The sequence below is a fragment of the Solwaraspora sp. WMMD792 genome (assembly GCF_029626105.1).
Lineage (GTDB): Bacteria > Actinomycetota > Actinomycetes > Mycobacteriales > Micromonosporaceae > Micromonospora_E.
In genome coordinates, this window is sequence record NZ_JARUBH010000009.1 from 754965 (window position 1) to 780784 (window position 25820).

Consider the following 25820-nt stretch of genomic DNA (forward strand, 5'->3'; position numbering starts at 1 on the left):
GATGACGCAGCCGTGCACGATGGACACTCCGCTGAAGGTCAACCTGGGCGCAAAGACCGCCAAGGCGATGGCCGACCACCTCGACCTGCACACCGTCGGGGACCTGCTCTACCACTTCCCGCGCCGCTACGACCAGCGCGGCGAACACACCGACATCCGTTCGCTGGAGGTGGGGGAGCAGGTCACCGTCCTGGGCCAGGTGCGGCGGACCACCGTACGGCCGATGCGGCAACGGCGCGGCAAGCTGCTCGAAGTAATCGTCGAGGACGGCACCGGCGGCACCCTGACGTTGACCTTCTTCGGCAACCAGGCATGGCGGGAACGGGACCTGAAACCGGGCCGCTGGGGGCTGTTCGCCGGCAAGGTGACCGAGTTCCGGGGCCTACGCCAGCTCAACGGCCCCGAGTACGTGCTGCTCGGCGACGGCGCCGCCGACGGCGAGGTGGCCGCCGAGGACCCGGTGGAGGAGTTCGCCGGTGCGCTGATCCCGGTCTACCCGGCCGCCGCCGCCGTACCGACCTGGGTGATCGCCCGCTGCGTACGGACCGTGCTGGACGTGCTCACCCCACCCGAGGATCCGATGCCGGCGGCGGTCCGGGCCAGCCGCAACCTGCTCGGCCTGCACCCGGCGCTGCGGCAGATCCACCGCCCGGCCGACGAACCCGAGCTGTTCCAGGCCCGGCGGCGGCTCAAGTGGGACGAGGCGTTCGCCGTACAGCTGACGTTGGTGCAGCGCAAGCTGCGCGCCGCCGACTGGCCCGCACGGCCCCGGCCCCGCGCGGACGCCGGCCTGCTGGCCGCGTTCGACGCCCGACTGCCGTACGAGCTGACCGACGGCCAGCGGCGCATCGGCGAGGAGATCGCCGCCGACCTGGCCACCGCGCATCCGATGCACCGGCTGCTGCAGGGCGAGGTCGGCTCCGGCAAGACGGTGTGCGCGCTGCGGGCGATGCTGCAGGTCGTCGACGCCGGCGGGCAGGCGGCGCTGCTCGCCCCGACCGAGGTGCTGGCCGCCCAGCACCACCGGGGCATCCAGGAGCTGCTCGGCCCGCTGGGGCGGGCCGGTGAGCTGGACGGCGACCCGGCCGGCACCCGGGTGACGCTGGTCACCGGGTCGCTGGGTGCGGCGGCCCGCCGGGCCGCGCTCGACGAGGTCCGCGACGGCCGGGCCGGCATCGTGATCGGCACCCACGCCCTGCTGTACGAGGGCGTCGACTTCGCCGACCTGGGTCTGGTCGTCGTCGACGAGCAGCACCGGTTCGGGGTGGAGCAGCGCGACGCGTTGCGGGCCAAGGCCGAGCAGCCGCCGCACGTGCTGGTGATGACCGCCACCCCGATTCCGCGGACGGTCGCCATGACCGTGTACGGCGATCTGGAGGTCTCCGCGCTCACCCAGCTGCCCGGCGGCCGGTCGCCGATCACCTCGCACGTGGTCCCGGCGGCGGAGAAGCCGGCCTTTCTGGAGCGGGCCTGGCGGCGGGTACGCGAGGAGGTGGCCGCCGGCCATCAGGCGTACGTGGTCTGCCCGCGCATCGGTGACGCGACCGGAACCGGTGCCGACGAGGAGCCCTCCGGCGACGGCGACGATCCCGGGGCGCGGCGGCCGCCGCTGGCGGTGACCGAGGTGGCGCCGCTGCTCGCCGACGGGCCGCTGCACGGGCTGCGGATCGAGGTGCTGCACGGTCGGCTGCCGGCCGACGCCAAGGACGCGGTGATGCGTTCCTTCGCCGCCGGTGACGTCGACGTGCTGGTCGCCACGACGGTGGTCGAGGTCGGGGTGAACGTGCCGAACGCCACCGTGATGATCGTGCTGGACGCCGACCGGTTCGGGGTGTCGCAGCTGCACCAGCTGCGTGGCCGGGTCGGTCGGGGCTCGGCGGCCGGGCTGTGCCTGCTGGTCACCGACGCCGCCGACGGTACGCCGGCCCGCGAGCGGCTGGACGCGGTCGCGTCGACCACCGACGGGTTCCGGCTGGCCGAGCTGGATCTGGAGCAGCGCCGCGAAGGTGACGTGCTGGGCGCGACCCAGTCGGGTCGCCGGTCCCACCTGCGGCTGTTGTCGCTGCTGCGCGACGCCGACCTGATCGGGCAGGCCCGGGCCGAGGCGATCGACCTGCTCGGCGACGATCCGGAGCTGACCCGGCATCCGGCGCTGGCGGCATCCGTCGGCACTTTGGTCGACGCCGAACGCGCCGAGTACCTGGAGAAGGGCTGAATCCGCGGCCGGGAGCGGCTGAGGCGGGCCGGGGAACGGGGCTGCGGCGGACCAGGGAACGGCTGCGGCGGACCGGGGAACGGCTGCGGCCGGACAGGCGGAAGGGCGCCGACCGGGGGGATGGTCGACGCCCTTCCAGGGGTGGTGCGGGGGGATGACTTGTCAGTCAGTCACGACCCAGGGTGGCTGACTCAGGCGGTGAAGGTGACCCGCCGACGACGCGCCAGGTAGAACAGCACGCCACCGATGGCCAGCAGCGCGACGGCGCCAGCGGCGAGACCGCCAGCGGCGGCACCGGTGACCGGCAGGGAACCGCCGCCCTCGCCACCGGTGTCACAGTCCTCCGGCAGCTCCCAGGCGAAGGCCTCGGACTCGTCCTCGAAGCCCTCGACGACCGGGGTGACCTCAAGGCCCTCGAACGCGTCGAACTCGGCCACGCCCGACTCACCGGGGCCGACGGTGACGGTGAGGGTGTCGCCCTCGTTCGGCACGAAGTCGACGGTGATGGTCTCGCCGTCCTCCGGGTTGTTGATCGTGAAGATCAGCTGGTCGCAGGTGGACTCGATGATGCCCTCGGGCTCGGCGGGCTCGACGCAGTCCTCCGGCTCGGTCCAAGCGCTTTCGGCGAGCGGCTCCTCGGAGCCTTCCTCGGTCACGACGATCGAGGAGGCGTTCTCCGCCGGAACGGTGACGGTGGTGCTCTCTGCGGGCTGCACGGTCACGGACTCGGTGAAGTCGGCCGCGCCGGTGACCGTGAACTTGGCCGGTGCGGTGCCGCCCTCGCCGTTGACCAGGGTGACGACGACCGAGCCGTCACAGGCCGACGCGAATGTTGCGGACGGGTTGGCCGTGGGCTTGTTGCACTCACCGTCGAAGGTCACCGAACCGACGGCCGTCCGTTCGACCTTCCCGCCCACCCGGAACTTCCACTTGGCGGTGACCGACAGGGTGGCCTCGGTCGCGTCGCCCGGCACGACCTGGGTACCGGTCAGTTCGCCTTCGCCGGCCGTCGGGATGACCGCTCCCTTGGCGAACCCGTCCAGGGTGGTGGCGTCCGGGGAGAGACTCATCTCTTTGACGGTCGCGTCCCGCTTCACCTGGAAGTCCTGCTTGGCGAGCTCCTCACGCTCCAGCTTGTTCTGGCTCACGGTCCAGCCGACCAGCCAGTTGCCGGTTTCCGCGTCGCAGGTTGCCTCGCCGGTGACGGTCACGACGAACAGCTTGAAATTTTCCTTGTGGTTGCCGGTGGCAGCCGCAGGCGCGCCGAGGGCGGCGATGCCGGCCAGACCGATCGTCGCGCCGGCCGCGATGGCCAGGGCGCGCCGAAGCGGAGACTTCAGACGGTTCACAGGTACTCCCGAGTGAGGGGTTCAGGGGCCCGGCGCGGTCGTGCGCAACCTGACTGGTGAGGTGCAGTCGATGATTGGTGCGACAACGACCCGCGTCGTGCGTCGTGTCCGGCGTTGTCCCACCGGCACAGCGCCTGACCTTAGCTGTTCCTGAACTGACGTGGTGACCCACAGGTCCGGCTAAGGATGATGTTGTCGTTCCGAGACAATTCATAGACGCAACGTGTTCGCCGTCCGCTTTGCGGGTGGCCGTTCTTGCCTCGGGTGTCTCTCCGGCACAACAGATGCCCCTGGTCACGCGAGGGCGGATTAAGCCGTCCGGGTCGGCATTCGACCGGTTTGGCTGATCGCGTAGCGTGCCGGGGATGAGCGAACCGGCCGCCGTTGGGGTCCGCCGCCGATGACCCGGATCATCTCCGGCCGGCTCGGCGGCCGGCGGATCGCCACGCCGCCCGGCGCGAACACCCGGCCCACCTCCGACCGGGTCCGCGAGGCGCTGTTCAGCACCCTCGGCACGATGACCGATCTGGTCGGGGCGCGGTTCGCCGACCTCTACGCGGGCAGCGGCGCGGTGGGTCTGGAGGCGCTGTCCCGGGGCGCCGACCACGTCCTGCTGGTCGAGTCCGACGCGCGGGCCGCCCGTACCGTCCGGGCGAACATCGCCACGCTGGGAGCCGGCACCGGTGCCCGACTGATCACCGCCAAGGTCGCGACCGCGCTGGCCACGCCGCCGGACGGCGGCGGCTACGACGTGGTCTTCGCCGACCCGCCGTACGCGGTGACCGACGCCGAACTCCGGACCGTCCTGGACGGTCTCGTCGTCGGCGGCTGGCTTGCCCCGCACGCCGTCGTGGTGATCGAGCGGTCCGCCCGGGGACCGGCGTTGACCTGGGTGGAAGGCGTCACTGCCGAACGCGGGCGGCGTTACGGCGAGACCATGCTTTGGTACGGTCGGCGATCATGAGACGAGCGGTGTGCCCTGGCTCTTTCGACCCGGTCACCAACGGACATCTCGACATCATCGGCCGGGCCAGCCGGCTGTTCGACGAGGTCATCGTGGGTGTCCTGATCAACCAGTCCAAGGCTGGCCTGTTCACCATCGACGAGCGGATATCGATGCTCCGCGAAGTGACTGGGTCGTACCGCAACGTTCGGGTCGCGTCGTTCCGTGGCCTGCTGGTGGACTTCTGCCGTGCCCAGGAGGCGGCCGTCGTGGTCAAGGGCCTGCGGGCGGTCAGCGACTTCGACTACGAACTGCAGATGGCGCAGATGAACATCGGCCTGGCCGGGGTGGAGACGCTGTTCATGCCGACCAACCCGCTCTACTCGTTCCTCTCCTCCAGCCTGGTCAAGGAGGTCGCCAAGTGGGGCGGTGACGTCTCGGCGCACCTGCCCGAGGCGGTCCACGACCGGCTGCTCGCCCGGGTCACCGCGCCACCGACCCAGCAGGTGTGAACCGGGCCGGCCCGGCAGCTCCGGGCGGGCCGACCGAGCCGCGATGAACCGCCCGGCGCGTCGCGACTCGCCCGGACTCGGGGTGGGATGGACCACATGTCGTCCGGGGTCGCATCATGATGGAGCGCCGACCGGTCCGGCAGTTGGGATGATGACGTTCTGGCCCGGCCTTGCCATCATGGTGGGTCGACCCTCCGACAACAGGGAGTGAGATGCCGGTGGATCCATTCGACCGCATCGACGAGATCATCGCGATGGTGGAGACCGCGCGGGCCGTGCCGATGTCCCGGAACAACTGCATGATCGACCGGGCCGAGATGATCGGTGTCCTGGACCAGTTCCGGGCCGAGCTCCCCGCCGACCTGCGCCGGGCGGCGGCGCTGCTGGAGGAACGCGACAAGATCATGGACGCCGGCAAGCGCGAGGCGGACCGGATCATCAGCGAGGGCGAGGCCGAGCACGCCCGGCTGGTGTCGGTGAACGAGATCACGGTCTCCGCCGAGCATGAGGGCGCGCGGATCGTCGCCGAGGCCCGCGCCGAGGCGCAGCGGCTGCGCGCCGAGGTCGACGACTACGTCGACACCGCGCTGGCCAACTTTGAGCAGTTCCTCACCCGGGCGTTGGCCTCGATAGAGCGTGGCCGGGACAAGATGCACGCGCTGCGGGAGATCGGTACCTTCTCAGGTGAGGAGAATGAACGCCCGCTGCCGTTCTGACCGACCGCGGGCACCGTCCCGCTGACCGACCGCCCCTGACCGACCGCTCGCCCTGCTGACCCGCCGTCGTCCGCCTGGCCGACCGGTGCCCCGGTTCGACGCCGTCGCCGCTGCTCGGGTAACCTGTTTTGTCGGCCTCTACCAGGCCGGAGTCCAACTATGCGCAATCACTCGTCGAAGACACTCAACCCCAGGTCGCCGCTGGTTCTCGATACCCGGGAACTGCCGCGTCGCCCTGGCGCGTTGCGTACGGTGAGCCGGGTGGTGCCCGCGCCGGCGGACCTCGGGCTGGAGCTGAACGGCGTACCGGAAGGTGCCGACCTGAGCCTCGATCTGCGGCTCGAGTCGGTCTCCGAAGGGGTGCTCGTCTCCGGGACGGTCTCCGGACCGGTCTCCGGCGAGTGCGGGCGGTGCCTGCGCCCGATCAGCGAGTCGCTGACCGTCCCGATCCAGGAGCTGTACGCGTACGAGAACAGCACCACGGACGAGACGACCGACATCGACGAGGTGGGCCGGTTGCAGGGCGATCTGATCGACCTGGAGCCGGCACTGCGGGACGCGGTGGTGCTTGCACTGCCGACCACCCCGCTGTGCCGCAGCGACTGCCCTGGGCTGTGCCCCGACTGCGGGGTGCACTGGGACGAGCTGCCGGACGACCACAACCACCAACAGGTCGACCCGAGGTGGGCCGGCCTGTCGCAACTGACCCGCCAAGAGGAGTAAGAGCCGTGGCCGTTCCCAAGCGCCGGATGTCCCGCAGCAACACCCGTTCCCGCCGGTCCCAGTGGAAGACCACGCCGGTAGTGACCGTCGAGTGCCCGCAGTGCAAGTCCGCGAAGCTGCCGCACACCGCGTGCACCGTCTGCGGCACCTACAACGGCCGCCAGGTCATCGAGGTCTGATCCGGTCGTCGTGACGCCGCCGGTCTCCGACCGGGCGGCGCGGACCTCCCGGCGAACGCCGGGTGCCTCGTCCCAGGAGCCGGCCGGTCGGTCGGCACCGGCCGGCGCTGACTCCGGGACCGGCACCTCGCGGATCGCCGTCGACCTCCTCGGCGGGGATGGGGCACCCGCCGTCGTGGTTGACGGCGCTCTGCGCGCCTGCCGCGCCGATCCCGATCTCCAGCTCCTGCTCGTCGGCCCGCCGGACGCGGCGGACGACGTTCGCGCCGCGCTGCCCGACGACCAGCGCCGGCGGATCACCGTACGCCCGACTGGCGCGCCTGGCGGGACGGCGGCCGGTACCGCCGCAGAGTCCGGCACCGGCCGGGCCGACGATTCGATCCAAGCCGGCATGGCCGCGGTCGCCGACGGCGCGGCCGACGCGTTCATCTCCGCCGGGTCCAGCGGCGCGATCGTCACCGCTGCCGCGCTCGGCCTCGGCCGGTGGCCGACCGTACGCCGGCCCGCCCTGGTCGCCACCCTCCCAGCGGTCGCCGGCCCGGTGGTGCTGCTCGACGTCGGCGCCACGGTAGAGGCGCGCCCGGCCACCCTGACCCAGCACGCCCTGTTCGGGGCCGCGTACGGTGCCGTGCGGCTCGGCCTGGACCGGCCCCGGGTCGGACTGCTCTCGATCGGTGCCGAGCCAGGCAAGGGCGACCGGGTCCGGCGTACCGCCGACACTCTGCTGCGGAGCCTCACCCTGCCCGCCGACGGCCGGTACGTCGGCCTGGTCGAAGGACACGACGTCACGCTCGGCGACGGCATCGACGTGGTGGTCACCGACGGCTTCACCGGGAACGTACTGCTCAAAGGCATCGAAGGTGCGTACGCGATGGCCGGCGGCCCGGAACCGGGCCGGGTCGCGCCCCGGGCGGCGGCCCTGCTCGGCGTCGCCGGGACGGTGGTCGTCTGCCACGGTGCCGCCACCGGCGCCGACATCGCCACCGGTATCACCCTCGCCGCCGGACTGCACCGTGGCCGGGTGACCTCGACTGTCGCCCGGATGCTCGATGACATCACCCGGCTGATCGCAGAACAGGACGAGGTATCGCCATGAGTAACAACCAGTTCCGTCGTCCGCCGGTTGCCCACCTGGAGGCCGCGTTCGGGGTGGCGTTCGAACCGGACCTGCTGGAACGGGCGTTGACCCACCGGTCGTACGCGTACGAGAACGGCGGTCTGCCCACCAACGAGCGGTTGGAGTTCCTCGGCGACTCGGTGCTCGGTGTGGTGATCACCTCGGCGTTGTTCCACAGCCACCCTGACCTGCCGGAAGGGCAACTGGCCAAGCTTCGGGCCAGCGTGGTCAACATGCGGGCGCTCGCCGAGGTGGCCCGGTCTCTCGGCCCGCAGGGGCTCGGCCCGTACCTGCTGCTCGGCAAGGGGGAGGAGAGCACCGGCGGGCGGGACAAGGCGAGCATCCTGGCCGACACCCTGGAGGCGCTCCTCGGCGCGATCTACCTGCAGTACGGGCTGGACACCGCGTCGATCGTGATCCGCCGGCTGTTCGACCCGTTGATGGCGGACTCCGCGAGCCGGGGTGCCGGGCTGGACTGGAAGACCAGCCTGCAGGAGCTGACCGCGACGCTCGGGCTGGGCGTGCCCGAGTACCGCATCGACGACGCCGGTCCGGACCACGCGAAGACCTTCACCGCCTGGGTGGTGGTCGCCGGGCAGCGCTACGGCGGGGCCGAAGGCCGCAGCAAGAAGGAGGCCGAGCAGCGGGCCGCCGAAGCCGCGTGGCGTACCCTCTCCGCGCAGATGGTGGACTCCACCGCGGTCGCCGGCACCGCGGCGGCCGTTGACCAGCCGGGTCCGGCTTCCGACGCCGACGTCGGTCCGGCGGACGGGGTCGCTGCCGGTCCGGCGGAGCCCGAGGACGGGCCGCCGGCCAGCCCGCCCGCCCAGGTCTGAGTACGAGAACACCACCGGCACCGGTCGGAGAAAGGCCCGTCATGCCAGAGCTGCCCGAGGTCGAGACGGTCCGGCAAGGGCTGGCCGGCTGGGTGATCGGCCGGCGGCTGGACACCGTGGAGGTGCGCCATCCCCGGGCGATTCGCCGGCACCTGCCCGGCCCGGTGCACTTCGCCGCCGTACTCGCCGGCCGGCAGATCATCGACGTACGTCGCCGTGGCAAGTACCTGTGGCTGCCGCTGGACAGCGGCGACGCGGTGGTCGGCCATCTCGGCATGTCCGGACAGCTGCTGCTGCAGCCGGCCCACGCCCCGGACGAGACGCACCTGCGGGTCCGCTTCCGGTTCGTCGACGGTGACCCGCAGCTGCGCTTCGTCGACCAGCGGACGTTCGGTGGGCTCGCCGTCTCGGCCGGTGGCGCCGAGTTACCGGCCGAGATCGCGCACATCGCCCGGGATCCGCTCGACCCGGACTTCTCCGACACCGCGTTCGTCGCGGCGGTACGCCGACGTCGCACCGAGATCAAGCGGGCCCTGCTTGACCAGTCGCTGATCTCCGGGATCGGCAACATCTACGCCGACGAGGCGCTGTGGCGGACCGGCCTGCACGGCACCCGACCGACCGACCGGCTGCCGGCCGCGACGGTCACCAGGCTGCTGGCACACGTACGGGACGTGCTGCGGGCGGCGGTCACCGAGGGCGGCACCAGTTTCGACGCGCTCTACGTCAACGTCAACGGCGAGAGCGGCTACTTCGACCGGTCACTCAACGTGTACGGGCGGGAGGATCAGCCCTGCGCCCGGTGCGGGGCGCTGATCCGCCGGGAGTCGTTCATGAACCGGTCGTCGTTCAGCTGCCCGCGCTGCCAACCTAGGCCGCGGGCCGTCCGCCGCTGACCGACGTCAGCTCAGCGCTCCGACCCGAACATCTGCGTCCAGTAGAGGGTCCCGTTCGACGAGGTGGCCGTGCCGACCCCCATGGCGACCGCGTCGCAGTTGAGGATGTTGGCCCGGTGGCCCGGGCTGTTCATCCAGCCCTCCATGACCGCCTCGGCAGTGGGGTAGCCGGCCGCCACGTTCTCGCCGATCGCCTGCTCGTAGCCGGCCCGCTTGGCGCGTTCCCACGGGTCGCTGCCGTCGCTGCCTTGGTGCGACATTTCGTTGTTGGTCGCCTGGTCCTCGCTGTGCAGCCGGGCCGCCTCGGCCAACTGGTCGTTGATTGTCACCGTGCCGCACCCGTTGTCGTCGCGCGCCGCGTTGACCAGCGCCAGGACCTGCTGCTGCTGGCTGGTGTCCCCGGTGGCGGTCTGCTGCGGCGCGGCACTGGTCTTCGCCGGCGCGGCGGTGGTGCGCTGCGGCCGGGAGTTTTCCGGGGCGGCGGTGCTACGGCGTGGGCTCGGGGCAGCCGAGGTCGGCGGTGGCGGTGCGGGGCTCGCGGCCGGGGTCGGGGCGGCACCGAGTTCGGCGTCGAGCACCTCCGGCTCGCCGATCTGCGGATCCTCCGTACCAGCGGACTGTTCGGTGAGTGGATCGGTGACCGAATCGACATCCGTTGCCACGACGGTGTCGTCGGTGCCATCGGTTGAGTCGTCGCCGAACCCGGCGCGCAGCATCGCGCCGCCGCCACCGATCGCCACCAGCAGCACGACGACCAGCGTGGCCAGGGTGACCGGCCCGACGGCGAGCCGGCGCCGTCGGCCGTCGGGCGCCTCCGGGTCGGAGTCGTCGCGCGCGTCGGACCGCCGTCGACGGGCGACGCGGGTCAGCGACCCGGTGTCGGTCGGGTCCTCACCCGGCCCCCGGTCGTCGTCGGTCCAGCGATCGTCGCCGCTGGCCCAGCCGTCGTCACCACCGGGCCAGCCGTTGACGTCGCCGGGCCCGTCGGCCAGGTCCCGCAGCACGCCGTACCGGTGCGTCTCGGTCTCGTCGTGCCGGGCGTCGCTGCCGGCCCCGTCGGACCCGTGCGGAGCGTCGGCGTAACCCGGCCCCTCGGCGTACCCCGGTCCGTCGGCGTACCCCGGTCCGTCGGCGTACCCCGGTCCGTCGGCGTACCCCGGTCCGTCCGGGCGGGCGATCAGGTGGGTGTCGTACCCGTCGTCGGTGGGCCGGCCGTACGGCTGCGGGTGGTATTCCGCCCCGCCGGGGAGCTGCCCGGTCGGGTCGGCGGGGTAGCCGCCGTGGTCCACGCCGTCGTACGCCGGGTGCCCGTCGTACGACAGGTGCCCGTGGCGGTCCGCTCCGTACGCTGGGTGACCGCCGCCGCCGTAACTGCCGAGGTCGTAACCGCCGTCGCCGGGGAACCGGCCGGCGGTCGGGTAGTCGTCGGCCGTCGCCGGGCCGGAGTAGTCGTCGGCCGACGAAGGGCCGGGTCGCCAGCCGGCGTCGAGGTGGTCACGCCAGGAACTCTGCTCGAACCGGTCGGTGTCCCAGCCGGTATCACCGGATGCGGTGTGGCCGGCGGGCGGCGTCGGATCGCCGGGGATGGATCCATCGACCCGGTCGTTGCGCCGGTACAAGGTCGTTGCCTCCGCAGGTGGGTGGTCGGCCCAGCGGGCCGCGTCCGGTGGGACCGGGGGCGCTGTGCCGGGTGCGACGCTAAGGCGTCCGGCCGCGCCCGGCAACGCCGCTAAGACAAACCGGCGATCCCGCTAAGGAAGAGATAAGGCGGACAGCTGTCCGGCTGAGGTTCTGCCGTTGACACTGTGATCTGTGCCGCTAAACCGCCGCTCTTCGTACCTTTTGGGCGATAGATTCGGTGGAGGAGGTGGGGATCCTCGTCTGGTGGAACTTGACGAAGCGGCGACTTCGGCGGACCATGGGGGTGTCGCCAGTCGCGCCCAGTCGCGCCCCCGCATGCCCGGGGGTTGACCGACACGAGGGTTCACGGGCGCGCGTTGGCCGGCCTTTCCGGCAGCGCATTACAAGGAGACGAAATGGCGAAGGCCCTCTACGGCCACGTTGGTGCAGCACCCGACCGGCGCCTGCTCGACGAGGTCACCCGATTGCGTGCCACGGTACAGGCACTGGAGTTCGAGATCACCCGACTGCGGGCGGAGAACGACCGGCTCGCCGCAGCGGTCGCCGAAAGCGACGACCTGCTGCGGATCCCCGAGCCTGCGCTCACCTGATCTCCACGGGCGCCGGTGCAGGCCGGCGCCCGCCGCCAGTGACCGTACGTACCGCTGATCGCACGCACCCCGCGCGCCGACACTCAAGTGCCGGCGCGCAGCTTTTTGTCCGGCCCCGTCCGTGGCCCCGTTCACGTCCCGTCCGTCTGCGGCCGCTGTGGCCCCGTCCGGGCCCCGGTGACGGTGCCCCAGCCGCGTCGGATCCGGTGACCGTCCGACCGACGGGTTAGCCTGTGCCGTACTGACCAGCACTGACGGCCGCACGGCGACCCGTCGGACGAGGAATCGGACCGTGCATCTCAAAAGTCTGACGGTGAAGGGCTTCAAGTCCTTCGCCTCCGCCACCACCCTGAAGCTGGAGCCCGGGATCACCTGTGTGGTCGGCCCGAACGGCTCCGGCAAGTCCAACGTCGTCGACGCCATCGCCTGGGTCCTCGGCGAGCAGGGCGCGAAGGCGCTGCGGGGCGGCAAGATGGAGGACGTCATCTTCGCCGGCACCGCCGGCCGGGCCCCGCTCGGCCGGGCCGAGGTCACGTTGACCATCGACAACACCGACGGCGCGTTGCCGATCGAGTACACCGAGGTGTCGATCACCCGCCGGATGTTCCGCTCCGGTGAGAGCGAGTACGAGATCAACGGCAACCACTGCCGGCTGCTCGACATCCAGGAACTGCTCTCCGACTCCGGCATCGGCCGGGAGATGCACGTCATCGTCGGCCAGGGTCAGCTCGACGCCGTACTGCACGCCAAGCCGGAGGACCGGCGGGCCTTCATCGAAGAGGCCGCCGGGGTGCTCAAGCACCGCAAGCGCAAGGAAAAGGCGCTGCGCAAGCTGACCGCGATGCAGACCAACCTGGACCGGCTGACCGACCTGACCGGCGAACTGCGCCGCCAGCTCAAACCGCTGGGCCGGCAGGCCGAGGTGGCCCGCCGGGCCGCCGGGATCCAGGCCGACCTGCGCGACGCCCGGCTGCGGCTGCTCGCCGACGACCTGACCACCCTGCGAACCACCCTCGACAAGGAGATCGCCGACGAGACGGCGCTGCGGCAGCGTCGCACCGAGGTGGAGTCCGAACACGCCGAGGTGCAGTCCCGGCTGGCCGAGCTGGAGTCGGCGCTGGCCGAGGACGCGCCGCTGCTCGCCGCCGCCCAGGACACCTGGTACAAGCTCGCCGCCCTGCAGGAACGCTTCCGCTCGACCGAGCAGCTGGCCGGTGAACGGCTGCGGCACCTGTCGGGCGTGCCCGACGACGAGCGGCCCGGGCGTGACCCGGACCAGCTCACCGACGAGGCGCACCGGGTCCGCGAGCAGGAGGAGGAGCTGCGGGCCGCGCTGACCGAGGACCAGATCCGCCTCGCCGAGGCGGTGGAGGGCCGCCAGCAGCTGGAGGCGCAGCTGGCCCAGGCCGAGCGGGCACTGGTCGCCGCCGCCAAGGCGATCGCCGACCGGCGGGAAGGGCTGGCCCGGCTCACCGGTCAGGTCAACTCGGCGCGGGCCCGCACCTCCAGCGCCGCCGACGAGATCTCCCGGCTCACCGCCGCGCACGCCGACGCGCAGGCCCGCGCCGATCAGGCCCAGCAGGACCTGGACGCGGCCGCCGAACTGTCCACCGAGGCCGACCGGGACAACGCCGACCTGGACGCCCGGCACGCCGAGGCGGTCGCCGCGCACGACGCCGCCGCCGCCCAGGTACGGCAGCTGTCCGACGCCGAGCGCCGGGCCGAGAAGGAGGCCGCCACCTGGCAGGCGCGGGAGGACGCGCTGGCGATGGGGCTGCGCCGGGGCGACGGTGCCGGGGCGCTGCTGGCCCGGGCCGATCAGGTGCCCGGCCTGCTGGGCAGTCTGGCCGGCCTGCTCACCGTCGCGCCCGGACACGAGGCGGCGCTGGCCGCCGCGCTGGGCGGTCTCGCCGACGCGGTGGCGGTCACCGGCGTCGACGAGGCGGCCGAGGCGATGCGGCTGCTCAAGATCCAGGATTCCGGCCGGGCCAGCCTGCTGGTCGCCGGACCCGCCGGGCCGGGGATGATCGGCTCGCCGGACACCCTGCGGCCGGCCATGCCGCCCGGGGCGACCTGGGCACCGGACGCGGTCAGCTGCCCCGATGAGCTCCGCCCGGCGCTGCACCGGGCGCTGCGGGACGTGATCCTGGTCGGCGACCTCGCGGCGGCCACCGCGGCCGTCGCCGACCATCCGCAGCTGCGGGCGGTCACCCCGGACGGCGACATCGTCGGCGCCTACGCCGCCGCCGGCGGGTCCGCCAAGGCACCCAGCTTCATCGAGGTACAGGCGGCGGTCGAGGAGGCCCGCAGCAACCGGCTCACCGCCGAAGCCACTGTCGCCGAGCTGCGCGGGCAGCTCGACACCGCTCGGCAGGCGGCGGCCGGCCTCAAGGAGCAGGTCGCGCAGGCCGCTGCCGAGCGGCGACAGGCGGAGGGGCAACGCAACGCCGCCGCCCGCCGGCTCGCCGAACTCGGCGCGGCGGCCCGGTCGGCACGGGCCGAGGCGGAGCGGCTCGGCGCCTCCCGGGACAAGGCCGCCGAGGCCCGGGACCGCGACCTGACCGCGCTGGAGGAGCTGGAGGAGCGGCTCCGGCTGGCCGAGGCGACCCCGATCGACGAGGAGCCGTCGACCGCCGAACGGGACGAGCTTGCCGCGATGCTGCCCGGTGCCCGGCAGAACGAGATGGAGGTCCGACTCGCCGTCCGTACCGCCGAGGAGCGGGTGTCGTCGATCGCCGGCCGGGCGGACTCGCTGCTGCGGCAGGCGGCGGCCGAGCGGGCCGCGCGGGAACGCGCCGCCGCCCGCCGGGCCGCCCGGGCCCGGGGCGCGCAGATCGCCCGCGCGGTCACCGCCGGGGCCCGGTTCGCGCTGACCAGGCTGGCCGACTCGATGGTCGACGCGGCCGCCGCCCGTGACGAGATCGCCAGCGCCCGCGCCGCGCGGGAGGCCGAGCTGCAGGAGGTACGCGGCGCGGCAAAGCGGCTCGGGGCCGAGCTGGAGCGGCTGACCAGCGCCGTGCACCGCGACGAGGTGGCCCGCGCCGAGCAGCGGCTGCGCATCGAGCAGCTGGAGGCGAAGGCGGCCGAGGACTTCTCGCTGGACGTGGAGACCCTGCTCGCCGAGTACGGCCCGCACCAGCCGGTGCCGCCCACCCAGGCCCAGCTGGCGGCGGCGGCCGCCGACGGCAAACCGGAACCGCAGCCGGTGCCGTTCGACCGGGCCACCCAGGAGAAGCGGTCGGCGAAGGCGGAACGGGAGCTGGCCCTGCTCGGCAAGGTCAACCCGCTGGCGTTGGAGGAGTTCGCCGCGCTGGAGGAGCGGTACAAGTTCCTCTCCGACCAGTTGGAGGACCTGAAGGCGACCCGCAAGGACCTGCTCACCGTCGTCGCGGACGTGGACGACCGGATCCTCGAGGTCTTCTCCAGCGCGTACGCCGACACGGCCCGCGAGTTCGAGCAGGTGTTCACCGTGCTGTTCCCGGGTGGCGAGGGGCGGCTGGTGCTCACCGACCCGGACGACCTGCTGACCACCGGGGTGGAGGTGGAGGCCCGGCCACCGGGCAAGAAGATCAAACGGCTGTCGCTGCTGTCCGGCGGGGAGCGGTCGCTGACCGCCGTCGCCATGCTGGTGGCCATCTTCCGGGCCCGGCCCAGCCCGTTCTACATCATGGACGAGGTGGAGGCGGCGCTGGACGACGTCAACCTCGGCCGGTTGATCACCCTGATGGCCCAGCTGCGGGACCGCAGCCAGCTGATCATCATCACCCACCAGAAGCGGACCATGGAGGTCGCCGACGCGCTGTACGGGGTCACCATGCGCAACGGTGTGACCCAGGTGATCAGCCAGCGGCTCAAGTCGACCGACGAGTCAGCGGTGTCGACCGGGCCGGAGTCGGCGGAGCCGGAGTCGGAGTCGGCGGGGCCGAGCGCGCCGGGGCCGAGCGCGCCTACTGCGCAAGCCCCGCAGCCTGCTGAGGAGGCTGCGGCGTCGGCTGCGCCGCCGCCGAATCGGTGAGCCGGCGGCGGGCCACCTCACGCAACGCGCCGTCGGTCGTCGTGCCCTCCAGCGTCACCTCGGCCGTCGCGCCGTCGTGCAGCAGCGTGCTGACCGCGTTGCCGAAGTACGGGCCGTCCAGCTTGCGCCAGCGCACCGACGGCCTTGGCAGTCCGGCGGAGCGGGCCAGCGCCCGCAGCGCCGCCGTCGGCCCCCGCCACCAGCCCAACCGCATCAACGGCCGCATCAGCGCCGGCACCTGGTTGTGGATCGGTGAGCAGGTGAGCTGGTGCACCGGGGTGCGAACCCGCCCCGGCAGCACGGCCCGCGCCACGTACGAGTGGTGCACGTCGCCGGAGAGCATGCTGATCGAGGCCGGCGGCGGATAGCCCGGCCCGGCGCCGACCCGGTCCGGTTGCGTCCCGTCGACGGCAGCCGGCCCCGCGCCGACCCGGGCGAACAGTTGCCCAAGGTCGTCGAAGGAGCGCCGGAACGCGGCCCAGTGCTCCAGGTCCAGGGCCTGGCGCAGCCACTCCGACGCCGCCGCGACCCACCGCCGGGGCGACTCGGCCAGCCGTTCGTTCCACGACTCGAGGTGGTGGATGCCGGGCGGCATCAGCCAGGGCAGCGACGCGCCGACCACCAGATGGTCGTAGCGGCCGTGGGCCCGGTCGGTGAACCAGGCCCACTCACCGGCCGGCAGCATGCTGCGTGCCCCCGGCCGCAGTACCCGGCTGCACCGGTTGTCCAGCACGATCACCCGGGTCCGGCCGATGCCCAGCGAGAAGCTCCACTGGTACTGCACCTGCGACCAGCGCTGCGGGTCGTGCGCGACGTCCGCCTCGGCGTCCACCCGGGCGCCGAACTCGCGCAGCACATCGGTGGCGTCGTCGGCGGCGGTGACCGCCCGGAACACCGGGTCGGCGGCGACCTCGTCCGGGGCCAGGTTGCCCAGGTGCTGGTAGACCCAGTAGGAGGCGAGTCCGCTGCTGATCCGCTCCGGCCACCAGGGCTCGCCGAGCATCCGCGCCCGCCAGGCGGCCGAGGTGTTCCAGTCGTCGATCACCTCGTGGTCGTCGAAGATCATCACGCTGGGGACGGTCGACAGCAACCAGCGGATCTCCGGGTCCCGCCACGACTCCAGGTACAGCCGGGTGTACTCGGGGAAGCTGACCACCTGGTCGGCTGGGGCACCGGGCGGCAGCCCACGATGTCGGCGCCGCCGCCGCAGGAACCGTCGGATCACCGGCGACGTCTCGTCGGCGTACACCTGATCGCCGAGCAGGAGCAGCAGGTCGGGCCAGTCGCCGCCGGCCGGGTCCAGGCCGGCCAGCCGCCGGGCGTACGCGTCGAGCGCGTCCGGCGGCAACCGCCGGGCGGTGGAGTGCTGGGTGGTCTCCCGGCAGGAGCCGAAGATCAACCGCACCGGCTGGGCGCCGTCGTCGGCCCGCCGGGTCCGGATCACACTGCCCGGGTACGGCGAGTCCGGTTCCGGCCAGACCCGCCGGTCGTCGAGGAAGACCTCGTAGCGGTGGCTGGAGCCGGGGGCCAGCCCGTCGACCACCACGAGCGCGTAGTGGTGCCCGAACGCGCTGAAGGTGCGGGCCGAGCCGCCCGCCGTGCCCGTCGTCGCGACCCGTACCGTGGCTGGTGCGTCGGTCTCCACCCAGATGGTGGCCTGCCGGCCCACCACCCGCCGCAGCAACGGCCCGATCAGTAGCCGGGGGCCGGCCGCCGGCCGGTGCTGCGGGTCCGGTCCACCGGCGGTTGTGCCGTCGGTCACCGGTGGTCCCTGCCGAACTGGTGTGCAGACATGGTCGACCTTTCGCGAGGGACGCGGGACGGCCTCTTTTGTACCCCGCAATCAGGCCGTCACCCAGTTCCCCGACCTGTCCCTGAGGGGTGTGGTCGCCGGCCGGCGACACTGTTCGCGGGGGGTTGGTCGCCGGCCGGCGACACTGTACCGGGGGGTGGGTGTCACCGATGGGTGCGGTGGGCGGGACGCGGTCGCGGCCATCTGTCAGGATTTCCGCATGGATTACCTCGTCCTCGCCGCGATCCTGCTCGGTGTGCTGCTGCTCGCCGGTCTGGGGCTGGTGGTGCCCCGGTTGCGCCGGCAGCCTCCGCTGCCGCCGGCACCGCCGACCCCGCTCGGCGGCGAGCAGCCGCAGGAGCGCCCACCGGCCGACGCCGACGGCGAGCGTCCGGTCGGCGTCGCCGTCGAGGAACGTCCGGTCGCGCCACCGGCCGAACCGGAGCAGGCGCCTGCGGAGCCGGTGGCGCCGGCCCCGCCGACCCTGGAACGCCCGGAACCCACGGCCGGACGGCTGGTCCGGCTGCGGACCCGGCTGTCCCGGTCGCAGGGCCTGCTCGGCAAGGGGCTGCTGAACCTGCTCTCCCGGGACCGGCTGGACGAGGAGGTCTGGGAGGAGATCGAGGAGAGCCTGATCACCGCGGACGTCGGCATCGAGCCGACCCGGGAGATCGTCGACCGGCTGCGGGAGCGTACCCGGGTCCTCGGCACCCGCAGCGCCACCGAGCTGCGGACGCTGCTCACCGAGGAGCTGGTCGCCGCGCTGGACCCGCAGCTCGACCGGGCGTTGAACACCGGCGGCGAGCCGAGCGTGGTGCTGGTCGTCGGGGTCAACGGGGCCGGCAAGACCACCACCTGCGGCAAGATCGCCCGGGTGCTGGTCGCCGACGGCCGTACCGTGCTGCTGGGTGCCGCCGACACGTTCCGGGCCGCCGCCGCCGACCAGCTGACCACCTGGGCCTCCCGGGTCGGGGCCGAGGTGGTCCGCGGCCCGGAGGGCGCGGACCCGGCCAGCGTCGCCTTCGACGCGGTGAAGCGGGGCATCGACACCAAGGTCGACGCGGTGCTGATCGACACCGCCGGCCGGTTGCAGAACAAGATCGGCCTGATGGACGAGCTCGGCAAGGTCAAGCGGGTGGTGAGCAAGCATGGTCCGGTGCACGAGACACTGCTCGTGCTGGACGCCACCACCGGGCAGAATGGGTTGGAGCAGGCCCGGGTGTTCACTGAGGCGGTGGAGGTGACCGGGGTGGTGCTGACCAAACTCGACGGCACCGCCAAGGGCGGTATCGTCATCGCGGTGCAGCGCAAGCTCGGCATTCCGGTCAAACTGGTCGGTCTCGGCGAAGGTCCGGACGACCTCGCCCCGTTCGATCCGGCGCAGTTCGTCGACGCCCTGATGGGCGCCGATCCACGTGGAATGGATGCGTAGCCTCGGGTGACGTACCGCAATCAGGAGCCACGTCTCGGGAGACCGTACGTGACCCAGCAGGAGATCCCACTGCGTGGCGGCAACGTCAGCACCGTGGTGCGGGTCGGAGACACCGTCCGGCGCAATGTCGGCCCGTGGACGCCCTCGGTGCACGCGCTGCTGCGGCATCTGGAGTACGTCGGGTTCACCGGCTCGCCCCGGGCTCTCGGCATGGACGAACGCAACCGCGAGGTCCTCTCCTACGTCGAGGGGGAGTGCGGCGAGTATCCGCTGGCGCCGCACTGGGTAAGCGACGAGGCGCTGGTCACCGTCGCGACGATGTTGCGGATGTTCCACGACGCCCAGTACGGGTTCAATCCGCCGCGTAGCGCGGTCTGGCGTTCGTTCGGCCCGCCGCCGCCGGACACCGAGGTGATCTGCCACCACGACGCGGCCCCGCACAACGTGATCTGGCGTCCGGACGGCACTCTCGCCCTGATCGACTTCGACCTGGCGTCGCCGGGGGCGCGGATCTACGACGTCGCGTACGCCGCGTGGACCTGGGTGCCGCTCTTCTCCGACCGGGACTCCTACACGCTGGGTTGGCGGCACCCGGACCGGCCGCGCCGGCTGCGGCTGTTCGCCGACGCGTACGGGCTGATCCCCCGCGACCGGCACCGGCTGGTCCGGACCATCCGTAAGCGGGTCGTCGACCACGTGGAAGGGATCCGGCGGATGGCCGCCGCCGGAGATCCGGCGTTCGTCCGGATCGTGCACAAGGGCCATCTCCGCCGGCCGATGCGGGACCTGCGGCTGCTCGACTACGAACGGCACATCCTGGAGTACGCGTTGCGCTGACGGGCGGCGAGTACCAGTTGCGCTGACCGGCGGCGGGCCGGGGCGGCAGTGGTCCGGGGACGGGTGACGAGTTCTGTCGTCTTCCGGACAGCCGGCGGTGGCTATTCGGTTGATATGACCCTGCCTGATCTGGCGATAGTGAAGTGTTCTTCACATGTTGGAAACAACCCGTCACGTGTTGGAAACGGCACGGGCACCCTGCGTGAAACAGCTGCCCAGCAAGCTTCGCGCAACCGGCGAGCGGGCGATGCTGCCTCTTGGAGCCGGTTATGTTTCCAACTGAGAGGAGGCAGCGTGCCGGAACTAGATTCTGGTGCCACCGCCTGGATTTTGACTTCAGCCGCCCTGGTGTTGCTCATGACGCCCGGATTGGCGCTGTTCTATGGTGGCATGACGCGGTCCAAGTCCGTGCTCAACATGATGATGATGAGCTTCGGCGCGATCGGCCTGGTCAGCCTGCTGTGGGTCTTCTACGGCTACAGCATCGCCTTCGGCGAGGACGTCGGCGGCGTCACCGGTGACCTCTCCATGGCCGGCCTGCGCGGCATGCTCGAGTCGGGCTCCGAGGGCGGCATCCCGGACCTGCTGTTCGTCGTCTTCCAGATGATGTTCGCGATCATCACCGTCGCACTGATCAGCGGTGCGATCGCGGACCGGGCGAAGTTCGGCGCCTGGCTGCTCTTCGCCGGCCTGTGGGCCACCCTGGTCTACTTCCCGGTCGCGCACTGGGTGTGGGGCGGTGGCTGGATCTTCGAGCTCGGCGTCCTCGACTTCGCCGGTGGTACCGCGGTGCACATCAACGCCGGTGCCGCGGCGCTTGCGCTGGCCCTGGTGCTCGGCAAGCGGGTCGGCTGGCCGAAGGACAAGTTCAAGCCGCACAACCTGCCGATGGTCCTGCTCGGCGCCGGCCTGCTGTGGTTCGGCTGGTTCGGCTTCAACGCCGGATCCGCGGTCGCCGCCAACGGCACCGCCGCGGTCGCCTTCATCAACACCCAGGTGGCCACCGCGGCCGCCGTCCTGGGCTGGATCGTCGTCGAGTGGTTCCGCGACGGCAAGCCGACCACCCTCGGCGCCGCCTCCGGTGCGATCGCCGGTCTGGTCGCCATCACCCCGGCCTGTGCCTTCCTGGAGCCGCTCGGGGCGATCGCGCTCGGCATCATCGCCGGTGTGGTCTGCGCCCTGGCGGTCGGCCTGAAGTACAAGCTTGGGTATGACGACTCGCTCGACGTGGTCGCCGTGCACATGATCGGCGGCATCATCGGCTCGCTGCTGATCGGCTTCCTGGCCGTCGAGGTGGTCGCCGGAGAGGGCAACGCCGGACTCATCTACGGCGGTGGCATCGACCTGCTCGGTCTGCAGGCGCTCGGTGTGGTCGCGGTGCTGGTCTACTCGTTCGTCGTCGCCTACATCATCGGCTTCGCGATCGAGAAGACCATCGGCTTCCGGGCCAGCGCCGACGCCGAGGTCGAGGGCATCGACACCGCCGAGCACGCGGAGAGTGCCTACGAGTTCGGTAGCACCTCGGGTGGCGGGTTCGCCGCCGCCGGCATCGGGAAGGCGCCCGCCGGTTCGGGCGAGTCCGCACCGGTCAGCGAAAAGGTCGCCGGTTAACGTTCCCTGATGGAGGGGTTAGACATGAAGCTGGTGACCGCGGTCATCAAGCCGTACCAGCTCGACGCGGTCAAGGAGGCCCTGCACGCCCTCGGCGTCGCCGGCCTGACCGTGAGCGAGGTCCAGGGGTACGGACGTCAGAAGGGCCACACCGAGGTGTACCGGGGTGCCGAGTACACCGTCGAGTTCCTGCCGAAGATCCGGATCGAGGTGCTGACCGACGAGATCGACGTCGAGAAGGTCGTCGACGCGGTCGTCACGGCGGCCCGTACCGGAAAGATCGGCGACGGCAAGGTCTGGGTGACGGCCGTCGAGGACGTCATCCGGGTCCGCACCGGTGAGCGCGGTCTCGACGCGCTCTGAGCCGGCGAGCCCACCGAACCGGTAGGGAGAACACATGACCGACGGAGTCGGGGTCCGGCAGCGCCACGCGGCCGGCCCCGGCCCGTCGCTGTCCGACGGCATCGGTGCCGCCGCCCGCGTGGACCGGGCGGCGGCACTCGATGTCTGGCTTACCTCGCTGATGCCGGCCGGGCTGACCGGTATCGCCCTGGTGGCGGTCGGCGGACTCGGCCGGCTGCAGTGCTCCCCGTACAGCGATCTCGACCTGGTGCTGCTCCATCGTGGCGTCGCCGGCATGAACGAGATCGCCGCCCGCCTCTGGTACCCGATCTGGGACGCCCGCCTCGGGCTGGACCACTCGGTGCGTACCCTGCCGGAGGCGCTGTCCGTCGCCCACGACGACGTCAAGGTCGCGCTCGGCCTGCTCGACGCCCGGCACGTCGCCGGCGACCGGGAGCTCACCGCCGAGCTGCAGTCCGCCGCGACCGACCAGTGGCGGCGCACCGCCGTCCGCCAGTTGCCGGCGCTGCGCGAGGTCACCGAGGCCCGCTGGCGTACCCACGGCGAGCTGGCCTTCCTGCTGGAAGGCGATCTGAAGGAGGCCGCCGGCGGGCTGCGCGACGTCGGCATCCTGCGCGGCATCGCCCTGGCCGGCATCGCCGACAGCATGCGTCCGGCCGCCCGCGCGGCCCACCTGCGGCTGCTGGACACCCGCGACGCGCTGCACGTCGCCGTCGGCCGGCGGGTGGACCGGCTGGTGGCCCAGGAGCGCGCCACCGTCGCCGGGCTGCTCGACCTGGACGACCCGGACACCCTGCTGCGCCGGGTCGCCTCCGACGCGCGCACCATCACCCACGCCCTCGACGACGCCTGGCGCAGCGCCGACCGGCTGCGCTCGGGCCGGCGGCGCGGCGGCGGCCCGCCGGTGCGTCGGCCGGTGGCCCGCGACGTCGTCGAGCACGACGGTGAGCTGGTCCTCGCCCGGACCGCGATCGGGGCCCGCCCGGACCCCAGCCTGTCGCTGCGGGTCGCCGCGGCCGCCGCCACCAGCCGGCTGCCGATCGCCCGGGCGACCTGCGAGTGGCTCGCCGCGTACTGCCCGCCGCTGCCGGCGCCGTGGCCGGACGCGGCCCGGGCCGCGCTGATCACTCTGCTCGGCGCCGGTCCCGGTCTGGTACCCACCTGGGAGACCTGCGACCGGTACGGGCTGGTCGACGGCTGGTTGCCGGAGTGGCCCCGGATGCGCAGCCTGCCGCAGCACAACCCGGTGCACCGGTTCACCCTGGACCGGCACCTGGTTCAGGCGGCCCAGGAGGCGACCGCGTTCACCCGCGAGGTGGACCGGCCCGACCTGCTGCTGCTCGGCGCCTTCCTGCACGACGTGGGCAAGGGGCTGCCCGGCGACCACAGTACGGTCGGCGCGCCGGTCGCGGCGCGGATCGCCGCCCGGACCGGGCTGCCGCCGGCCGACGTCGACATGATCGACAAGCTGGTCCGGCTGCACCTGCTGCTGCCGGAGGTGGCCACCCGGCGTGACCTCAGCGACCCGGTGACGATCTCCCAGGTCGCCGCCGCGGTCGGCGACACCACCACGCTCGGCCTGCTGCACGGGCTGGCCCGCGCCGACGCCCTGGCGACCGGCCCGGCGGCCTGGTCGGACTGGAAGGGACGGCTGATCGCCGAACTGGTCCGCCGGGTACACACCGCGCTGGACACCGGGGTGCTTCCCGAGCCGCCGCGACCCGATCCGGCGCTGGTGGCGGGTCCGCTACCGGCCGTACATATCGACGGTGACGACCGGGTCGCGGTGGCCGCCGCGGACCGGCACGGCCTGCTCGCCGCAGTCGCCGGCTGCCTGGCCCTGCACCGGCTGGACGTGCTGACCGCCGACGCCTCCACGGTCGACGGGCGGGCGTTGGTCGAGTTCCGGGTCCAGCCCCGGTACGGCACCCCGCCGGACACCATCGCGCTCACCGCCGACCTGCGGCGGGCGGTCACCGGTGACGTGTCGGTCACCCAGCGGCTGCGGGGCCGGGCGCTCGCCGCCCGCCGGGCCGGGGCCGACCCCCGGGTGGTGTGGCACCGGGAGGCCGCCACCGACGCGGTGGTGCTGGAGCTGCGGGCGGCCGACTCGGCCGGCCTGCTCTACCGGGTGACCAGCGCGCTCGACGAGGCCGGCGCCCAGGTGCGGGCGGCCCGGATCTCCACCCTGGGCGGCGATGTGGTCGACGCTTTCTACCTGGTGGGGGCCGGCCCGGACGACGCCGAGCGGGCCCGACTCGAAGCCGCGGTGCTGGCCGCCGCCGGATGACCGGGCGGCGCAGCGGCGGAGCCGGGTGCCGGAGCGGCGGAGCCGGGTGCCGGAGTGGCGGAAGCGGTCGGCTGGCGCGGGCCGTGGAGTGGCGGAAGCGGGCGGTACGGACGGCGGCTAGGCTTGCCAGGTCGGGCGGAGTCACGTCCCGACACCGCCGTGAGTTGCCCTGCCGGATCGACATACAGGATGTTGCGTCGTGTTTGACACTTTGAGTGATCGACTGTCCGGGATCTTCGGCAAGCTCCGGGGCAAAGGTCGGCTCACCGACGCCGACATCGACGCGACCGCCCGGGAGATCCGGCTGGCGCTGCTGGAGGCGGACGTCGCGCTGCCGGTGGTGAAGGCGTTCATCGGCCGGGTCAAGGAGCGCGCCCGCGGCTCCGAGGTCTCCCAGGCGCTCAACCCGGCCCAGCAGGTCATCAAGATCGTGCACGAGGAGCTGGTCGGGGTCCTCGGCGGCGAGCAGCGCCGGCTCCGGTTCGCCAAGCAGCCGCCAACGGTGATCATGCTGGCCGGGCTGCAGGGTTCCGGCAAGACCACCCTCGCCGGCAAACTGTCCAACTGGCTCAAGGCGCAGGGGCACCAGCCGCTGCTGGTCGCCGCCGACCTGCAACGCCCGAACGCGGTCGGCCAGCTGCAGGTCCTCGGCGGGCGGGCCGGGGTCGAAGTGTTCGCCCCGGAGCCCGGCAACGGGGTCGGCGACCCGGTGGCGGTCGCCAAGGCGTCGATCGAGCACGCCCGCCGGTCGGCGCGCGACGTCGTCATCGTCGACACCGCCGGCCGGCTCGGCATCGACGCCGAGATGATGGCCCAGGCGGCCGCGATCCGCGACGCGGTCGACCCGGACGAGGTCATCTTCGTCATCGACGCGATGGTCGGGCAGGACGCGGTCCGTACCGCCGAGGCGTTCCGCGACGGCGTCGGCATCACCGGCGTGGTGCTGTCCAAGCTCGACGGCGACGCGCGCGGTGGTGCGGCGCTGTCCGTCCGGCAGGTCACCGGCGAACCGATCCTGTTCGCCTCCACCGGGGAGAAGCTGTCCGACTTCGACGTCTTCCACCCGGACCGGATGGCCAGCCGGATCCTCGGCATGGGCGACGTGCTCACTCTGATCGAGCAGGCCGAGCAGGCCTTCGACGCCGATCAGAAGGAGAAGATGACCGCCAAGCTGATGGGCGGCGAGCAGTTCACCCTGGAGGATTTCCTCGACCAGCTCATCGCGGTGCGCCGGATGGGGCCGATCGCCAACGTGCTGGCCATGATGCCCGGCATGGGGCAGATGAAGGACCAGCTGGCCGAGGTCGACGACAAGCACTTCGACAAGGTCACCGCGATCATCCGCTCGATGACGCCCGGGGAGCGGACCAACCCGAAGATCATCAACGGGTCGCGCCGGGCCCGGATCGCCAACGGCTCCGGGGTCACCGTGATGGACGTCAACCAGCTGCTCAACCGCTTCGCCGAGGCGCAGAAGATGATGAAGCAGATGGGCGGGATGATGGGTCTGCCCGGTGGCGGGCGGCGCAAGGCGACCAAGTCGCCGAAGAACAAGCGCAAGGGGAACAAGGGCGGTAACCGTGGCGGCGGTGCCCGCCAGCGCGGCGGCGGCGGGGTGCCGGCCGGCTTCCCGGGCGGGATGCCGCAGCTGCCGCCCGGCCTCGACCCGAACGCGCTGGGTGGCGGCGACGGTCTGCCGCCCGGCTTCAAGCTTCCCAAGATCGACTTCAACAAGTTGAACAAGCGGGAGAAAGGCTGAGCGC

The 25820-nt window shown here is 72.4% G+C and carries 19 protein-coding genes and 1 pseudogene; 17 read left to right on the forward strand and 3 right to left on the reverse strand.

What is annotated here, in order from left to right; translation table 11 throughout:
* Position 1 precedes the first annotated feature (1 nt).
* Positions 2 to 2215, forward strand: a complete 2214-nt coding sequence (gene recG / locus O7629_RS04950) for an ATP-dependent DNA helicase RecG (protein WP_278167758.1) — start codon at positions 2 to 4, stop codon at positions 2213 to 2215.
* A gap of 191 nt (positions 2216 to 2406) precedes the next feature.
* On the opposite strand, the gene O7629_RS04955 is transcribed toward recG, so the two are convergent.
* Positions 2407 to 3564, reverse strand: coding sequence for a cell wall anchor protein (locus tag O7629_RS04955; RefSeq protein ID WP_278167759.1), 1158 nt, complete (start codon positions 3562 to 3564; stop codon positions 2407 to 2409).
* Positions 3565 to 3964: 400 nt separating this feature from the next.
* On the opposite strand from O7629_RS04955, the gene rsmD reads away from it, so the two are divergent.
* The 8 genes from rsmD (at position 3965) to mutM (ending at position 9486) form a co-directional block, all read left to right on the forward strand.
* A complete protein-coding gene (rsmD, locus tag O7629_RS04960; RefSeq protein ID WP_278167760.1) occupies positions 3965 to 4528 on the forward strand; it encodes a 16S rRNA (guanine(966)-N(2))-methyltransferase RsmD in 564 nt (187 codons plus the stop codon).
* Positions 4525 to 5019, forward strand: a complete 495-nt coding sequence (gene coaD, locus O7629_RS04965) for a pantetheine-phosphate adenylyltransferase (protein WP_278167761.1) — start codon at positions 4525 to 4527, stop codon at positions 5017 to 5019. Before rsmD ends, coaD begins: the two co-directional genes overlap by 4 nt.
* 218 nt (positions 5020 to 5237) lie before the next feature.
* A complete protein-coding gene (locus tag O7629_RS04970; protein ID WP_123604406.1) occupies positions 5238 to 5735 on the forward strand; it encodes a hypothetical protein in 498 nt (165 codons plus the stop codon).
* A gap of 159 nt (positions 5736 to 5894) precedes the next feature.
* Positions 5895 to 6458 (forward strand): YceD family protein, encoded by a 564-nt coding sequence (locus tag O7629_RS04975; RefSeq protein WP_123600479.1) that lies wholly within the window; start codon positions 5895 to 5897, stop codon positions 6456 to 6458.
* Positions 6459 to 6463: 5 nt separating this feature from the next.
* Positions 6464 to 6637: a 50S ribosomal protein L32 gene (gene rpmF, locus O7629_RS04980; protein WP_123600480.1), complete on the forward strand. Its 174-nt coding sequence runs from the start codon at positions 6464 to 6466 to the stop codon at positions 6635 to 6637.
* Positions 6638 to 6770: 133 nt separating this feature from the next.
* Positions 6771 to 7733 (forward strand): phosphate acyltransferase PlsX, encoded by a 963-nt coding sequence (locus O7629_RS04985; RefSeq protein ID WP_278174409.1) that lies wholly within the window; start codon positions 6771 to 6773, stop codon positions 7731 to 7733.
* Positions 7730 to 8590: a ribonuclease III gene (gene rnc / locus O7629_RS04990; RefSeq protein ID WP_278167762.1), complete on the forward strand. Its 861-nt coding sequence runs from the start codon at positions 7730 to 7732 to the stop codon at positions 8588 to 8590. The genes O7629_RS04985 and rnc overlap by 4 nt, the downstream gene beginning before the upstream one ends.
* A 41-nt stretch (positions 8591 to 8631) precedes the next feature.
* Entirely contained in the window at positions 8632 to 9486 is an 855-nt protein-coding gene (mutM, locus tag O7629_RS04995) for a bifunctional DNA-formamidopyrimidine glycosylase/DNA-(apurinic or apyrimidinic site) lyase (RefSeq protein WP_278167764.1), read from the forward strand.
* Between the two features lie 11 nt (positions 9487 to 9497).
* Here mutM and O7629_RS05000 read toward each other — a convergent pair whose 3' ends face one another.
* Positions 9498 to 11105 (reverse strand): CAP domain-containing protein, encoded by a 1608-nt coding sequence (locus tag O7629_RS05000; RefSeq protein WP_278167766.1) that lies wholly within the window; start codon positions 11103 to 11105, stop codon positions 9498 to 9500.
* A gap of 417 nt (positions 11106 to 11522) precedes the next feature.
* Between O7629_RS05000 and O7629_RS05005 the strand changes: the two genes are divergently transcribed.
* On the forward strand, positions 11523 to 11717 hold the full coding sequence (locus O7629_RS05005) for a hypothetical protein (RefSeq protein WP_123600485.1): 195 nt from the start codon (positions 11523 to 11525) through the stop codon (positions 11715 to 11717).
* Between the two features lie 292 nt (positions 11718 to 12009).
* A pseudogene (gene smc, locus O7629_RS05010) lies at positions 12010 to 15570 on the forward strand (chromosome segregation protein SMC); the annotation flags it as partial.
* A 94-nt stretch (positions 15571 to 15664) separates the two neighbouring features.
* Here the strand turns inward: smc and O7629_RS05015 are convergent.
* Positions 15665 to 17494, reverse strand: a complete 1830-nt coding sequence (locus O7629_RS05015; protein WP_278167767.1) for an alkaline phosphatase D family protein — start codon at positions 17492 to 17494, stop codon at positions 15665 to 15667.
* Positions 17495 to 17744: 250 nt separating this feature from the next.
* Here O7629_RS05015 and ftsY point away from each other — a divergent pair, with 250 nt between their 5' ends.
* The 6 genes from ftsY (at position 17745) to ffh (ending at position 25816) form a co-directional block, all read left to right on the forward strand.
* Positions 17745 to 18956, forward strand: a complete 1212-nt coding sequence (gene ftsY, locus O7629_RS05020) for a signal recognition particle-docking protein FtsY (RefSeq protein ID WP_278167768.1) — start codon at positions 17745 to 17747, stop codon at positions 18954 to 18956.
* A gap of 6 nt (positions 18957 to 18962) precedes the next feature.
* Positions 18963 to 19793, forward strand: coding sequence for an aminoglycoside phosphotransferase family protein (locus O7629_RS05025; protein ID WP_199757471.1), 831 nt, complete (start codon positions 18963 to 18965; stop codon positions 19791 to 19793).
* A 357-nt stretch (positions 19794 to 20150) separates the two neighbouring features.
* Positions 20151 to 21404, forward strand: a complete 1254-nt coding sequence (locus O7629_RS05030; RefSeq protein ID WP_278174410.1) for an ammonium transporter — start codon at positions 20151 to 20153, stop codon at positions 21402 to 21404.
* A 24-nt stretch (positions 21405 to 21428) separates the two neighbouring features.
* Positions 21429 to 21767, forward strand: a complete 339-nt coding sequence (locus O7629_RS05035) for a P-II family nitrogen regulator (RefSeq protein ID WP_199757473.1) — start codon at positions 21429 to 21431, stop codon at positions 21765 to 21767.
* A gap of 34 nt (positions 21768 to 21801) precedes the next feature.
* Positions 21802 to 24057 carry a [protein-PII] uridylyltransferase gene (locus O7629_RS05040; protein ID WP_278167769.1) on the forward strand — a complete coding sequence of 752 codons (2256 nt, stop codon included), beginning with the start codon at positions 21802 to 21804 and terminating at the stop codon, positions 24055 to 24057.
* 199 nt (positions 24058 to 24256) lie between these two features.
* Complete coding sequence (gene ffh / locus O7629_RS05045; RefSeq protein WP_278167770.1) at positions 24257 to 25816, forward strand: signal recognition particle protein; 1560 nt, start codon at positions 24257 to 24259, stop codon at positions 25814 to 25816.
* Positions 25817 to 25820: the final 4 nt, after the last annotated feature.

What these genes read in the sequence shown, in the direction of transcription:
- recG (WP_278167758.1), top strand. Translation starts at nt 2, where the DNA reads ATGACGCAGCCGTGCACGATGGACACTCCGCTGAAGGTCAACCTGGGC.
- rnc (WP_278167762.1), top strand. Translation starts at nt 7,730, where the DNA reads ATGAGTAACAACCAGTTCCGTCGTCCGCCGGTTGCCCACCTGGAGGCC.
- mutM (WP_278167764.1), top strand. Translation starts at nt 8,632, where the DNA reads ATGCCAGAGCTGCCCGAGGTCGAGACGGTCCGGCAAGGGCTGGCCGGC.
- ftsY (WP_278167768.1), top strand. Translation starts at nt 17,745, where the DNA reads ATGGATTACCTCGTCCTCGCCGCGATCCTGCTCGGTGTGCTGCTGCTC.
- O7629_RS05030 (WP_278174410.1), top strand. Translation starts at nt 20,151, where the DNA reads ATGACGCCCGGATTGGCGCTGTTCTATGGTGGCATGACGCGGTCCAAG.
- O7629_RS05035 (WP_199757473.1), top strand. Translation starts at nt 21,429, where the DNA reads ATGAAGCTGGTGACCGCGGTCATCAAGCCGTACCAGCTCGACGCGGTC.
- rsmD (WP_278167760.1), top strand. Translation starts at nt 3,965, where the DNA reads ATGACCCGGATCATCTCCGGCCGGCTCGGCGGCCGGCGGATCGCCACG.
- O7629_RS05005 (WP_123600485.1), top strand. Translation starts at nt 11,523, where the DNA reads ATGGCGAAGGCCCTCTACGGCCACGTTGGTGCAGCACCCGACCGGCGC.
- O7629_RS05040 (WP_278167769.1), top strand. Translation starts at nt 21,802, where the DNA reads ATGACCGACGGAGTCGGGGTCCGGCAGCGCCACGCGGCCGGCCCCGGC.
- coaD (WP_278167761.1), top strand. Translation starts at nt 4,525, where the DNA reads ATGAGACGAGCGGTGTGCCCTGGCTCTTTCGACCCGGTCACCAACGGA.
- O7629_RS04975 (WP_123600479.1), top strand. Translation starts at nt 5,895, where the DNA reads ATGCGCAATCACTCGTCGAAGACACTCAACCCCAGGTCGCCGCTGGTT.